Source organism: Solidesulfovibrio sp. DCME, from assembly GCF_049995385.1.
GTDB lineage: Bacteria > Desulfobacterota > Desulfovibrionia > Desulfovibrionales > Desulfovibrionaceae > Solidesulfovibrio.
Genome location: NZ_CP188261.1, coordinates 5,045,001 through 5,057,850 on the forward strand (window position 1 = coordinate 5,045,001; position 12,850 = coordinate 5,057,850).

At 69.1% G+C, this 12,850-nt stretch carries 13 protein-coding genes (1 of these 13 running past the window's edge); 5 read left to right on the forward strand and 8 right to left on the reverse strand.

What is annotated here, in order from left to right; all coding sequences use genetic code 11:
• Positions 1 to 710, reverse strand: the 5' portion of a protein-coding gene (locus ACP59X_RS22290) for a glycosyltransferase family 4 protein (protein WP_428562776.1). 406 nt of this gene lie to the left of the window's left edge; 710 of the gene's 1,116 nt are visible here — the first part of the coding sequence; it begins with the start codon at positions 708 to 710; the stop codon falls past the left edge of the window.
• A 345-nt stretch (positions 711 to 1,055) separates the two neighbouring features.
• Positions 1,056 to 2,165, reverse strand: a complete 1,110-nt coding sequence (locus tag ACP59X_RS22295; RefSeq protein ID WP_428562778.1) for a glycosyltransferase — start codon at positions 2,163 to 2,165, stop codon at positions 1,056 to 1,058.
• 155 nt (positions 2,166 to 2,320) lie between these two features.
• On the opposite strand from ACP59X_RS22295, the gene ACP59X_RS22300 reads away from it, so the two are divergent.
• Together ACP59X_RS22300 and ACP59X_RS22305 are read left to right on the forward strand one after the other, a co-directional pair.
• Positions 2,321 to 2,518 (forward strand): hypothetical protein, encoded by a 198-nt coding sequence (locus ACP59X_RS22300; RefSeq protein WP_428562780.1) that lies wholly within the window; start codon positions 2,321 to 2,323, stop codon positions 2,516 to 2,518.
• A 69-nt stretch (positions 2,519 to 2,587) separates the two neighbouring features.
• Complete coding sequence (locus ACP59X_RS22305; protein WP_428562782.1) at positions 2,588 to 2,806, forward strand: hypothetical protein; 219 nt, start codon at positions 2,588 to 2,590, stop codon at positions 2,804 to 2,806.
• Positions 2,807 to 3,000: 194 nt separating this feature from the next.
• Here ACP59X_RS22305 and ACP59X_RS22310 read toward each other — a convergent pair whose 3' ends face one another.
• Both ACP59X_RS22310 and ACP59X_RS22315 read right to left on the reverse strand, forming a co-directional pair.
• Entirely contained in the window at positions 3,001 to 3,381 is a 381-nt protein-coding gene (locus ACP59X_RS22310) for a hypothetical protein (RefSeq protein WP_428562784.1), read from the reverse strand.
• Positions 3,378 to 3,608: a hypothetical protein gene (locus ACP59X_RS22315; RefSeq protein ID WP_428562785.1), complete on the reverse strand. Its 231-nt coding sequence runs from the start codon at positions 3,606 to 3,608 to the stop codon at positions 3,378 to 3,380. Before ACP59X_RS22315 ends, ACP59X_RS22310 begins: the two co-directional genes overlap by 4 nt.
• Positions 3,609 to 4,086: 478 nt before the next feature.
• On the opposite strand from ACP59X_RS22315, the gene ACP59X_RS22320 reads away from it, so the two are divergent.
• The 3 genes from ACP59X_RS22320 to ACP59X_RS22330 are packed head-to-tail and all read left to right on the forward strand — an operon-like array spanning position 4,087 to position 8,116.
• Complete coding sequence (locus ACP59X_RS22320) at positions 4,087 to 5,364, forward strand: HDOD domain-containing protein (RefSeq protein WP_428562787.1); 1,278 nt, start codon at positions 4,087 to 4,089, stop codon at positions 5,362 to 5,364.
• A 15-nt stretch (positions 5,365 to 5,379) separates the two neighbouring features.
• Positions 5,380 to 5,925, forward strand: coding sequence for a tetratricopeptide repeat protein (locus tag ACP59X_RS22325; protein WP_428562789.1), 546 nt, complete (start codon positions 5,380 to 5,382; stop codon positions 5,923 to 5,925).
• A 49-nt stretch (positions 5,926 to 5,974) separates the two neighbouring features.
• Entirely contained in the window at positions 5,975 to 8,116 is a 2,142-nt protein-coding gene (locus tag ACP59X_RS22330; RefSeq protein WP_428562791.1) for a PAS domain S-box protein, read from the forward strand.
• 112 nt (positions 8,117 to 8,228) lie between these two features.
• Here ACP59X_RS22330 and ACP59X_RS22335 read toward each other — a convergent pair whose 3' ends face one another.
• The 4 genes from ACP59X_RS22335 to ACP59X_RS22350 all read right to left on the reverse strand — a co-directional run bounded on the left by ACP59X_RS22335 (position 8,229) and on the right by ACP59X_RS22350 (position 12,721).
• The gene (locus ACP59X_RS22335) at positions 8,229 to 8,786 is read right to left on the reverse strand and encodes a cysteine hydrolase family protein (RefSeq protein ID WP_428562793.1); all 558 of its coding nucleotides are present in this window, start codon (positions 8,784 to 8,786) and stop codon (positions 8,229 to 8,231) included.
• Between the two features lie 33 nt (positions 8,787 to 8,819).
• Complete coding sequence (locus ACP59X_RS22340; protein WP_428562795.1) at positions 8,820 to 9,875, reverse strand: SGNH/GDSL hydrolase family protein; 1,056 nt, start codon at positions 9,873 to 9,875, stop codon at positions 8,820 to 8,822.
• Positions 9,872 to 10,486, reverse strand: a complete 615-nt coding sequence (gene plsY, locus ACP59X_RS22345; protein ID WP_428562797.1) for a glycerol-3-phosphate 1-O-acyltransferase PlsY — start codon at positions 10,484 to 10,486, stop codon at positions 9,872 to 9,874. Before plsY ends, ACP59X_RS22340 begins: the two co-directional genes overlap by 4 nt.
• Positions 10,487 to 10,597: 111 nt before the next feature.
• Positions 10,598 to 12,721 (reverse strand): ribonuclease catalytic domain-containing protein, encoded by a 2,124-nt coding sequence (locus tag ACP59X_RS22350; protein ID WP_428562799.1) that lies wholly within the window; start codon positions 12,719 to 12,721, stop codon positions 10,598 to 10,600.
• Positions 12,722 to 12,850: the final 129 nt, after the last annotated feature.

Consider the following 12,850-nt stretch of genomic DNA (forward strand, 5'->3'; position numbering starts at 1 on the left):
GTGACCAGGGGGACGTCGAGGCCGGAGACAGCCAGGGCCTGGGGGATGACGTGCATGTTCTTGCGGGGGTCGTAGGTGCCGACGAACAGGAAATAACGCTCGGGCACGGCCGGCGGCAAGGGGCCGTCCAGGGGATGGAAGACCTCCGGCTCGTGGGCGTTCCAGGTCACGCGGATGCGGCCCGGATCGAGGCCCAGGAGGCGCACCATCTCGGCCTTGGTGAAACCCGACACGGCCAGGAAACGCGACACCTTGGCCAGACGCCTGAAGAAAAACAGCCGGAAATAGCGCACCCGCTCCGCCGGATGGTGCTCGGGAAAGGTCAGCAGCGACAGGTCGTGGACCGTAAAAACGGTTTTGACCGACCCCGACACCCGAAACGGGAAAAACGCCGCCTCGTGGTAGACGTCGTAGCCCCGGGCGGCCTTGTAAAAGGCGACCTCGCGGGCATAGTGCCGGGCCAGGCGCACGCCAAGGGCCGCCAGCGGCGGCAGCTTCCACAGCAAATCGGTCAGGCGCGACCGGGCGGCCAGGTTCGCCGGCGGGCGCGGCGGCTCCCCGCTCACCCGCTTGCCGTCGAAATAGCCGATCTCCAGCCGGTCCCCATACGCCCGCTCCAAGGCCCCGTACAGGCAGCGCAGATACCGGCCGATGCCGGTATTGACCGTGGCCAGCGGCACGGCATTGACGATGACGCGTAGCTTTCTCATGTGCGGCCAAGGGAATCGGGGGGAGGGAACCCCTTTTTGCAAAAAGGGGTTCCCTCCCCCCGGCCCCCCACCCTCCCTAAAAACTCTTAAAGGGGTATTCCCACTTTTGCCTTGCTCTTCCCATGCGGCGCTTCGCCGCTGGCGCCCGTGGTCGCGCAATGGGCCAGGCCGAGCTGGCCGGCTTTGCGGCCTGCATCGGCCTGGCCCATTGCGCGACCACATGGTCCGACGCACCGCCATCCGACGTTGCCGACCATGCCCCCGCCCGCCCCTTCGAGGGGGTCCGGGGGGCATCATGCCCCCCGGCCGCCGGAGGCATCTTCACGCCTTCCCCGCGTCCATCCTTCAACTGGGCATCACGCCCCGCACCACGTCCCGCATCTTCTCCACGAACACCGCCGTGTCGAACAACCGTGCCCTTTCCTCGCAGGCCGGGCGCATGGCCAGGGCCGTCGCCCCGTCAAGCGCGGCCACACCCCGGGCCACATCCTGCGGCCCCGGGTCCGGCGGCAGCAAAATACCGGTCTGGCCGTCCACCACCGTCTCCCGCAGCCCGCCTTCGCGCACGCCAAGGACGGGTTTGCCGGCGGCCATGGATTCCACCGGGGAGATGCCGAAATCCTCGTCGCGGGGAATGTAGATGGTGGCCAGGCAGGTGCCGACCAGGCGGCGCAGTTCGTCGCCGGGCGTCCAGCCGCGGATGTCGATGTTGGGGCAGCCGGCGGCCAGGGCGCGCACGCGGTCGAGCTCCGAGCCGCCCGAGACCACGACCAGCCGCTTGTCCGGCAGGTCGCGGAAGGCGCGCACGATGACGTCCACCCGCTTGAGCACGTCCACCCGGGCCGTGGACAGGTAGAACGGCTCCTGGCCGAGGTTGCGGAAGGCGGCCACGTCCACGGGCGGAGGCACGACGGTCGCGGGCAGGCCGAGAAACGTTTCGATGCGCCGGCGCACGGTTTCGGAATTGGCGACAATGGCGTCCATGGCCCGGGCGGCCCGCTCGTAGGCCCGGCGGTAGCCGGCTGCGAGCAGGTCGTAGAGCGGCCGGCGCAGGGCGCTTTGGCGGGCGCGGTAGAAGTCGCGGTGATCGTAGAGGATGCGCGGCGGCGTGTGGCAATAGAGGATCTGCGGGCCGTGGATGCGGGCCTGGGCCAGCAGGCACAGGGTGCCGCTGTGGATGGCCAGGGGCGCGGCCGTCTGGGGAAACCGGGCGAAGGCCAGGCGCATGGCCAGGGTTTTCGAGAGCCGCGCGGCCAGCGGATGGGTTCGGGCGGCGTCGAGGCTTTGCGGCGGCGTGTCGAAATAGCCTTGGGGAAAGGCGCCGGGCGCGTATTCGCCGGTGAAAAGCGCCGCCCCGAAAGCCCGGGCCAGGGTCACGGCCACGTTCTCGCCACCGCCGGGAAAGGCGAAGGCGTCGTGGAGGACCAGGGGCTGCGGGGTTGGGCGCACGGGCATGGCGAGTCCTTGGCGGCGGCGGCCGGCCGGTCGGGGATAGCCCGGGCGGCGGCGTCTGGCAATGGGGGCCGGCAAAATCGCCGCGCCCCCTTGCCCTGGCGCCGGGCCGTGATAAAAGGAATCAAACGCGCCGGCACGGCGGCGAGGAGGCGGCCATGGCCTTTACGCAGACGCTCATCCTTTGCGGTGTGGAATGCGACTACGACCCGGAAAACCACATCGCGCTGATCTATTGTGCCAACTGTTCGGAACGCAACGAGGTGGAAGTCTGGATCGGCGACGACGGAGAACCCGAATACGCCGGGTTCGTCTGCGAGAAGTGCGGCGCCTTCAACAGTCCCGAGCCTGCCTGAGAGTTGCTCCGCGCCGCCGCCTCGGCTACACCTCCCTCACGGACACCGGGTGACCGGGAGGACGACGCCATGGAGCAGGACAAAAATATCACCTATTATCTGGAGCTGATCCAAAAGGCCCCCAGCTACCAGGACCTGGTGTTTTTCCGCAACAGGACCTTCGACGCCATCGAGGCCACGCTGCCCCCCGAGGATGTGGAAACCATCAAGCGGGTCTGGACCGACCGGGCCAAGGACGAAACCGTGCCGGTGGTGCCGCCGGGGCAAAAAAGGAACGCCGAAACGTAGGCTGGCGCCCCTGCCACCTTACGACCGCATGTGGCAAAATGAATGATTCGCCGGCATGGTCCTCGAAAACGCGCCGGCCTTCTTCGTGGATGCGGCGCTCGTGTTGCGTCCCTTAAAAATACGGGAGTATTTTTAAGAAAAATAGTTATTTTATGGTGTTGTTCCCATATATACACATATTCAAGGACGCAACGCTAGGGGCCGGCCCGCCGCTTGAGGTGCAGGGCGAGGCTGGGGCCGGTTTTGGGGGAAAAGACGGCCTCGGCCGTGTTCGGGCCGGTGAGGGTTCCCTTGAGCAGATGGCCGCTGCCGTGCTGGGCGGCGAAATCGGCGCCCAGGATCACGCCGGCCAGATGATAGGTGTTCGTGCCGCCGCCGATGTCCGGGATGACGACCACGCCCCGGATCATGTCGCCCTGGCGGGTGAAGCTGGCCGTGACCTCCTGGCCGAGGACCGAGGCCGTCCAGTTGCCGACGATGTCGAGCCCGGCCTGGGCCCGGGCCGGGCCGGCGGAAAGAAACAGCAGGCACAGCAGGCACACCGGGGCCAGGATCGCCTGAAAAGCCCTCTTCACAGCAGCCCCTCCCGGCGCATGAGTGTCACGAACTTGGCGCGCACGGCCCGCAACTCCGCGATGATGGACTCCACCTGGGCGTGATGGCTGGAGAATTTGACGGCCGCGTCGAGTTCCCGCTGCCGCTTGGCCAACCGCTGGTTGACGAACTCCAAAAAGGCCTGGGGTCCGGATTCGTTCGTTTCCAATACCTGCTCCATGAAAAAATCGAGGAAGGACGGCCCCATGGCCGCGCCCTTTGACCCAGGCGACAGCCCATCCGCCGTGGCGGTCCTTATCCTCTTTATCCAGGATTCGGTCGTGATTCAAGACTTTCCGGACGGGCCGGCGCGGCCCCAAAAAGCGGAAGCCGCCCGGGCCCAGGGAGTGACCCAAACGGCTTCCTAAAAAGGCCGTGGTGGCGTGTTGGGGGAGGAGGCTAGGGGGTGGCCGCCACGGCCAGGTGATTTGTGCGGTGTGGTTTCGGCTTTCGCCCACCGCGCTCGCGTTTTTCTAAAAGCAAATCGCGGGCCAAAACACACAACGATTGAAATTTATTTTAACATCAACAAAACAAGCGTGTTAGACTACACACCCCGGATCGTTCGGCAAAAACCACCCAGCCAGCCCGTCTGGGTCCTTTTCTTTCATTTAGCTTTATTACAATCTTAACCCACGCGCCGCGGGCGCGGGAAGGATAAACGGCGCAGCCGGAGGCGGGGCACGGTGGTCAAAGTCAATATCGACGCAGTGGTACACGGCATGGTGGCCGGCAAGGACATCAGCGGCCAGCACGGCCTCCTGCTGCTGCCCAAAGGGACCGTCATCTCCGAGGAACATCTGCGCTCCATGCGGGCCTTTGGCGTACGGGACGTGGAAATACTCGCCCCGCAACCCGACACCGACGGCCAGGACGAGGCCGACGACGGGGATTTCGCCGAAACCCTGGCCCGCTGCCGGGCCCTTCTGCGGCCGCGATTCGCCGCCCTGGACATCGCCGCCCCCTTCGGCCAGGCGGTCTTCGAGCTGGCCGCCGGGCGCGCCGCGTCGCGGGCCCTGGCCGAGGGCCTGGACCTGGACGCCGCCGCCCTCACGCCCTCCCTGACGGGGTTTGCCCCGGAACGCCAGCTTTTCGGCCCGGAAACCATCGACCCGGCCAGCCTCGTGTCCGGCGAAGTGGAACTGGCCACCCTGCCCGAGGTCCACGTCCGGCTGCTGTCGGCCCTGGAGGCGGAAAACACCACGCCCCAGGACCTGGCCGCCATCATCGGCCGCGACCCGAGCCTTTCGGCCAAGCTCCTGCGCCTGGTCAACAGCCCCCATTACGCCGCCCGCACGCCCATCGACTCCATCACCCGGGCCGTGGCCATGGTCGGGCGCAAGGAACTGACTACCCTGGTCCTGGGCCTGGCGGCGCTGACCGCCTTCGACGACATCGAGCCCGGGCTGTGGGACATGCGGGCCTTCTGGCGCCACGCCGCGGCCTGCGCCGTCTACGCCTCGCTGCTCGCCGCCGCCTGCCCGGGCACCGCCTCGGACAGGGCCTTCGTGGGCGGGCTGCTCCACGACATCGGCCAGTTGGTCATCCTGCGCAAGCTGCCGGCGGCGGCCGCCCGGGCGCTGCTGCTGTCGCGCGTGGAAGGGCTGCCCGACACCGAGGCCGAAACCGCGGTTCTCGGCTTCGACCACGCCCTGGTGGGCCAGACCCTGCTCACCGGCTGGCACTTTCCCGAGACCCTCACGCGCCTCGTCGCCGACCATCACCAGCCGCCAAGCGACGCCGCCTCGCGCGAGACCGCCCTGGTCCACGTGGCCGACATCCTGGCCACGGCCTGGTCCTGGCCGGCTTTTTCCGGTTCGCCCGTCCCGGCGCTGCGCGAGGCGGCCTGGCAGTCCCTGGGCCTGCCCGAGTACCTGCTGCCCGAGGTCGCCGCCGCCGGCGACGACCGCATCCGCGACATCGAAGCCGTGTTTTTCCGCCGCGACCAGGGAAAGCCCCAATAAGCCAAGGAGCAGGCCATGGCCGACAACGACCGCCCCACGTTCTCCCGCCGCCACCTCGTCCGGGCCCTGCTTGGCCGTGAAATCCCCAAGCCCGGCCCCCAGGCCGAGGCCCCCGACCGCCACGCCGCGGCCGAGGCGGCCTACGCCGCCGGTGATTACCCCGCGGCCGTGACCGCCTACCGGGCCTCGGTCCGGGGCGACCTGTCCAACCCCGAGGCCCGGTTGCGCCTGGGCCACGCCCTTTTCGCCACCGGCCAGATGATCCAGGCCCGGGTGGAATTCGAACACGTGCTGCGCCTGACCGACGGCGCCGCGCCTACGGCCCGCCTGCTGCTCGGCCTGACCCTTTTGGCCCTGGGCAAGCGGGAGAAAGCCGCCAGCCAACTGGCCGCCTTCACCGACCCGGACCGGCCGGAGCTGGAAACCGCCGCCCGGGAGGCCGCCAGCCGCCTGGAAAACGAGGCGGGGGCCGCGCCCGCCGACACGGACGCCCTGGCCACCCGGCTGCTGGCCCTGGCCCACGGCACGGCCCTTTTGCCGGAAACGCACGCGACCGCTTAAAACGCCACAGGGCATTGCCACCATCCGCTGTGCACGCTATGGTGCACACATGCGGGAAGTCCATCCGTTCGGCCGGCGCATCCGGGAAAAACGCCTAGCCCTCCTGGCGACCGACCCGGCCTATTCCTTGCGGCAGCTCGCGACACGCCTGGGCATCCAACCCTCCTACCTCAGCCGCCTGGAACGGGGCGCGTCCCCAAGCCTGTCCGAAGGCCACATCCTGGCCCTGGCCGCCGAACTGGGCGAATCGCCGGACACGCTCCTGGCCCTGGCCGGCAAGATTCCGGCCGACGTGCGCCAGGCCTTGCTGGCCCGGCCGGAAGCGATCCTCCCCCTGGTCCGGGAACTGGCCGCCCTGCCCGAACCGGGGCTGTCCCCCTGGCACGACCTGCGCACCCTGGCCAGTTCGTTTCGCGAAACCCAGCGCCTGGCCCGGGTCGGCAGCTTCACCCGCGACCTGGGCACGGGCCAGGATTTCTGGTCCGAGGAATTCCAGCGCATCTTCGGCCTGCCCCCGGGCAGCCCCATTCCGACTTATGACGCATTCCTCACCCTGGTGCATCCCGACGACCAGCCGACCGTCGCGGCGGTGCGCCGCAGGCTGCTGGTCGGCAAGGGGCTCCAGCGCTACACCTACCGGTTTCGCCGGGCCGACGGCCTGTGGCGGTACGGCAAGGCCGTGGCCCGGGCCGAACGCGACGCCTCCGGCCAGGTGACCCGTATCCACGGCACGGTGCAGGACGTGACCAGCGAACGCCAGGCCCAGGAAAACCTGCGCTCCATGGCCCGCTTTCCCGAGGACAACCCCCACCCGGTCCTGCGGCTGGCCCCGGACGGCCGGCTGGCCTACGCCAATCCGGCCAGCGCCCCGCTCTTACGCGCCCTGGGCATGACCGTGGGCGAGCCCGTGCCGCCGCCCCTGGCCGAAGCGGCGCTCCTGGCCAGGGAAACGGGAGCGATCCGCCGCATCGACATCCCCCTTGACGCGGCGGTCCTGGAAATCACGCTCTGTCCGCTTCCCGACAGCGACGCGGTCAACGCCTACGGCCGCGACGTCACCAGGCAACGGTGCCCCCTCCCGGAGGCGCAAACCGAGGATTCCCGCTACCGCCAATTCTTCGACGATGCCGGCCTCGGGCTTTTCCATTCCACGCCCGACGGCCGCATCCTGTGGGTCAACCAAGCCACGGCCCGCCTGTTCGGCTATGTCACACCCCGGGACATGATCGAGGCCATCGGACAGTCCGCCGCCAAGGTCTTCCTGGACCCGGACAAACGGGCGGCCCTCGTGGGGCAGTTGCGCCGCGCCAGCGGCCCCCTCCGGCTGGAAGCCGTCAATGTGCGCCGGGACGGCTCGACATTCACCGGCCGGATCTGCGTCCGGCTGGTGAAGCACGCGGGGCAAGCGGTGGTGGAGGGGTTTATCGAGGACATCACCGAACACAAGCGGATGGAAGCGGCACTGGCGGCCCGGGAGGAACGCCTCCAGACCCATTTGCGCAATTTTCCCCTGCCGAGCCTGACGTTCGCCCTCAAGGACCGCGAACTGGTCCTCGTCGACGCCAACAAGGCGGCCGAGGCCCTTTTCCGGGGGCGTATCGGCACCTGCCTGGAAGCCCCGGCCGGGGCCATCTTCGACGATGCCCCGGACGTCTACCTGGCCCTGTGGAACGCCTTCGAAGCCCGGCGCACCAGCCGCAAGCGACTGGCTTTCCGCCCGCCCGGGGCACCGGAACCCGGCATCTTCGACATGACCTTCGTCTTCGCCGCGCCGGACACGGTCATGCTCCACGCCGAGGACGTCACCGCCCTGGCCAAGGCCCAGGAGGAAATCGCAAGCAGCGCCCGGGAGCTGCGCACCATCCTCGACCACGTGCCCTACGCGGCCAGCCTGGTCGGCGCAGACGGACGCACGCTGTTCCTCAACAAGGCCTTCGTGGATATCGTGGGCTACACGGCCCGGGACATTCCCGATGCCCAGGCCTGGCTGGAAAAGGCCTATCCCGACCCCGAACTGCGGGCCCGCGTCGCCGCCGACTGGCAGACGGCCGTCGGCCGGCCTGGCTCGCGTGTGTTTCCGGTCCGTTGCGGCGACGGCAGCGACAGGAACATGGAATTCACGGCCGTGCCCCTGCCCGACGGCAAGATGCTTTTGACCATGCGCCTGGCCGACGGCCCGCCCATCGCCTGAGGCGCGGCGGGACACCCCGGCCCACGGGCCGTGCCCCAGGAAACGCTATTTTGGGAAAAAGGAGTGCGTTCGAAGCGCCTCCCTCGGAAAAGCCCAGGCTATCCTTGGGGGCTCAAGACGGGGCGGACAGTTGGGCCAGCAGGGCTTCGGTGGTGGTAAAATCCGCCCCGGCCGCGGCCATGGCCGCCACGGCCCGCTCCCCGTCGCCGGGGGCCAGGTCCACGGCGGCGATGGCGTCGCCCACCACGGTCACGGCGAAGCCCGCCTCCAGGGCGTGCAGCACGGCTTCCTTGACGCAGTATTCCGTGGCCACGCCGGCGACATAGAGCCGTTTCGCCCCCACCCCCCGCAGCAACGACGCCGCCCGGCCGTCGGCGAAAAGCGACAACGTGTCCTTGTGAATGATGATGTCCCCCGGCCCGGCGGCCAGGTCGTCCACCAGGCGCGCCCCGGCCGTGCCCATGACGCAGTGCACGGGCCAGTGGGCGAACTCCTCGGAATCCTCGGGATGGGCGTCGTTGTCGTAGACCACGGTGACCCCGGCGGCCCGGAAGGCCCGGCGCAGCCGGACGATGGGCGCCACGACCCCCTGGCCCATGGGGAAATAGAGGTTCCCGCCCGGGGTGATGAAATCGTTGAGCATATCGACGACGAGAAAGACGCTGTCCATCGCTGGCTCCCGATGCGCGGCGGCGGCTTGCGGTTATTGCGGCGCCGGGGCCGGGGCGGCCTCGCCCGTGGCCGGGCCGCCCTCCCCGGCCAGGACGGCCCGGCGCAGCAGGTCGGCCATGGCGGCGTGGAGCGCCACGTTGGCGTGGCTGTCCACGCCGTTGACCACCAGGCCTGCCGGATCGCGGCCGGCGAGAATCGGCGTCAGGTCCACGGTCTCCACGCCGCGCGCCCGGAAATAGGCGACGGCCTTGGCCGTCATGGGCGCGGTGCCGGCCACGTCGACAAGGCTCGGGATGACAAGCGCGATCAGCCGAGCCCGGTGCTCCCGGCACCAGCCGACCAGGGAATCGAGCTCCGCCTCGTGGGCGGCCCAGACGGCCGGATCGGCGTAGGCGGCCCGGAGCCGGTCCCAGAAGCCCTTGGCCGCGTCGTCCACGTTGCCCATGCGGGCCAACCGCCAGTAGACGAAATTGGCCAGGGCGAAGTGGTCGACCAGGTACTTGGCCACGGTGCTCTTGGGGAACTGGATGGTAAAAGGCAGCGGGAAGTTGGCCTTTTGCGCCGCCCGGTAGATGTCGTTGACGAAGTAGGCCAAAACCACCACGTCCGGCGCGACGGGATAGGCCCGCAGGGCCTCGTCCTCGTCCACCGTGTCCCAGCCGATCTTGGCCACGTTGGCCACCCGCCAGCCCTGGCCCAGGTCCCGGGCCAGCACGTCGCCGAACCGGTCCTCGGCCCGGTCGATGCCGTGCCCGGCGGCAAAGGAATCCCCGAGCACCACCAGCAGTTTCTCCCCCGCCGCCTTGGGGGCGGGCTCGGCGTCGCGGTAGCCCAGGGCGTTGACCGGGTGCCAATGGCGGGCGAACCAGTTGCGGCTGGACATGGTGATGTTGAAGCCGTCGGACTGGGCGAAAAAAAGGGCCATGCCGATTTCGATGGCCAAAAGGACCACCACGGCCGCGTCCAGGGCGACCAGCGCCCCCATGCCGGACGTGCGGCCACGCCCCGGCCGCAACCGGGACAGGCCCCACATGGCCAGGGCGTTGATCGCAACCAGGACTGCGAAAGCGTACGCGACGTGAATCATGCCGCAGCGGCACCCTTGCGCCAGGGTTTTTCCTGGCCGGCCCGCAACCGGGCGATGTTCTCGCGGTGCTTGTAGATCACGAGCCCGGCCACGACCAGGGCGGCCAGGGTCAGGGCGCACGGGCCGAGGAAAAAGACCAGGATCGGCAGGCACACGGCCAGGGTCAGCGAACCGGCGGACACGAAGCCCGTGGCCTTGATGACGGCAACGCAGGCAGCCACGGAAACAAGCGCCGGCAGCGGCGCGGCGGCCAGGAACACACCGATGGTCGTGGCCACGCCCTTGCCGCCCTTGCCGTAAAGGAAGGCCGAAAACATGTGCCCGGCCACGGCGACGACGATGACCAGCGAGAGCAGCACGGCCGAATCGGACAGCGCCCGGGCCACCAGCACGGGCACGAGGCCCTTGGCCAGGTCGAGCAGCAAGGTGACCACCCCGTAGCGCGTGCCGCAAAGCCTGGCCACGTTGGTCGCCCCGGTATTATGGCTGCCGGCCAGCCTCGGGTCGATGCCGCAACCGGCCAGGGCCACGGCCAGCCCGAAGGGAAAGGCGGCCACCAGGTACGTCAGCACGAGGTACAGCCCGCAGGCAACAACAAACGAAAAGCCCATATCCTCTCCATTTCCCTCTTAAGAAGGGTTTTGGTGGGGCCGTACCCCCTTGGGGGAGGTCCAGGAGGGGCCTCGCCCCTCCTGGCCGCCGGAGGCTTCCTTGCGTCAACTTTAACTGGCGCCGCCGGCGTCCATGAAATAGGCCTCGGCCCCCTCGGGCAGCCGGGCCGGAATCTCCTCCGCGCCGAAGACCCGCAGCTCGTTGGTCAGCGGATCGATCTTCCCCAGACGTAGCGCATACCGTTGGCCGATGTAAACCGCGTCGCCGAGCGTATCCCGGGTGGCCCGGACATACATCTGCAGATCCGGCAGGGCCAGGGACACGAACCCGCCGCCGCCCAGGTCCACCACCACGCCCTCGAAGGTGCGCTCGCGGCAGGTGCGCTGGAGATACAGCAGTTTCCAATAGCGCGGCCGGAAGCGCTGCACCCGGCCCACGGCCTCGACCCGGGCCGAGAGTTCCGGCAGGCGGGCCTCGAGCTCGCCCCGGCTCCAGCGCGGCGCGCCCGTGCGCAGCAGGTTTTCCAGCTGGGCCAGGTTGACCAGGTCGGCATAGCGCCGCAGGGGCGAGGTGACCGGGGCGTAGGCCGGCGCGGCCAGGGTGGCATGGGGCCGGGGGTCGGGCTCGGTCAGGGTCGGCGGCAGCTCGCGCACGGCCCGCTGGATGGCCGGCGGATCGTCGTGGATGCCGCGAATCTCCGGGGGGAGCCTCGCGTCCTGGGTGCGAAAGAGCATGGCCGCGCCGTTCGAGACGGCGTACTCGGCGGCGGCCGTGTTGCCGAGGATCATGAATTCGCTGACCATGAGCTGGGAGCGGGGGTAGGACGGGCAAAGCCCCACCCGCACCTGCACGTCCTCGGGATATCCGGTCAGGACGATGTCGGGTTCGGGCCGCTCGATGATGACCGCGCCGCGCTCCAGGCGCCGTTGCCGCAACTGCCCGGCCAGGCGGTAGCCGAGCCGCAGGTGCTCCGGGGCGCCCGGGCCGTCCAGGGCGGCCTCCACGGCGGCGTAGGTGGAATTTTCCGCCACCCGCACGAAGGACTTGCGCATGGCGAAGCCGACGATCTCGCCGGCGGCGTCGAAATCCCACTCCATGACCAGGGAGGGCCGCACCTGGCCGGCCACGAGGCTGTAGAGCCCGGTGCCGAGGGCCTCGGGCAGCATGTGGGACACGCCTTCGGGCAGGTAGAGGCTGGTGGCCCGGGCGGCCACGGCCGCATCGAGGGGCCCGCCGAATTCCCAGTCCAGGGCCGGGTCGGCCAGGGCCAGGGCCAGGCGGATGCCGCCGTCCTCGCGGGCGCTGGCGAAAAAGGCGTCGTCGATGTCCCGGGTGGTGGGCGAATCGACGCTGACGAAGGGGATGGGCTCGGGCTCGCGGCTAAGGGCGGCCAACCCGGCCTTGCGGGCCTCGACCTCGGCGGCGAGCGGCGCCCACCAGTCGTCACCCGGGGCGTAGTCGGCCTGGTCGAGCAGATAATTGTAGTGCGGCGGCACGATGCCCCACTGGGTGGCCAGGATGTAGGGCTGCAAGGGATGCTCGGGCAGGCCCTTGCGCAGCATGGCCCACAGGGTGGCGGACTCGGCGTCCTCGGCGTCGGCCATGAGGCGCTTTAAAAGCGCGGCCAGCCGCTTGGCCGCCTCGGGGTCGAGCTTGGCCGCAAGGGACTGGGCCTTCTTGCGGTCGCCGGTGAGCCAGCTTTGCCACAACTCCTTGAAAAAGGCCTGGCCGGCCACGACCACCTTCTCGCGTTCCTCGGCCAGGGCGGCCTCGGCCAGGCGCCGCTCCACCAGTTCGGCCGGGAAGACCTCGAATTTCGGCGGATGGAATTTGAAGTGGGTCTTGCAGGCGAGAAGCGCCCGGCCCATGGCCGCCACGGCGTCGACATCCGGGGTTTCGCCCACCAGCCCGGCGAACCACACGGCGGACTCCTCGCGGACCTCGCCCTGGGCCAGCTCCCACAACTCCAGCGGGTCGATGGCCCTGGCCGCGGCCTCGCGCCTGGCCTGATGGGCGGCCAGGATCTCCAGGATCTCGCTGCGGTCCCTGGCCCCGTCGTAGCGCGGCCCCATCCAGGGCAGCACGCGTGACAGCGCCATCTTCTCCTCGCGCCGGGTCAAGGTATAAAGCCGCAGCCGGCCCGAGGCCTCCTCCAGGACCCAGGCCACCTGCGCCTGGTTGCCCTGCATGTACTCCACCAGACACCCCAGCCCGGCATACCGCTCCAACGCCATGCGATGTATATCCTTTAGGGAAAGGAGGGGATGGAATCGGGGGGAGGGAACCCCTTTTTGGAAAAAGGGGTTCCCTCCCCCCGGCCCCCCTCCTTCCCCAAAAACTTTTTAAGGGGGGATTTATAATTT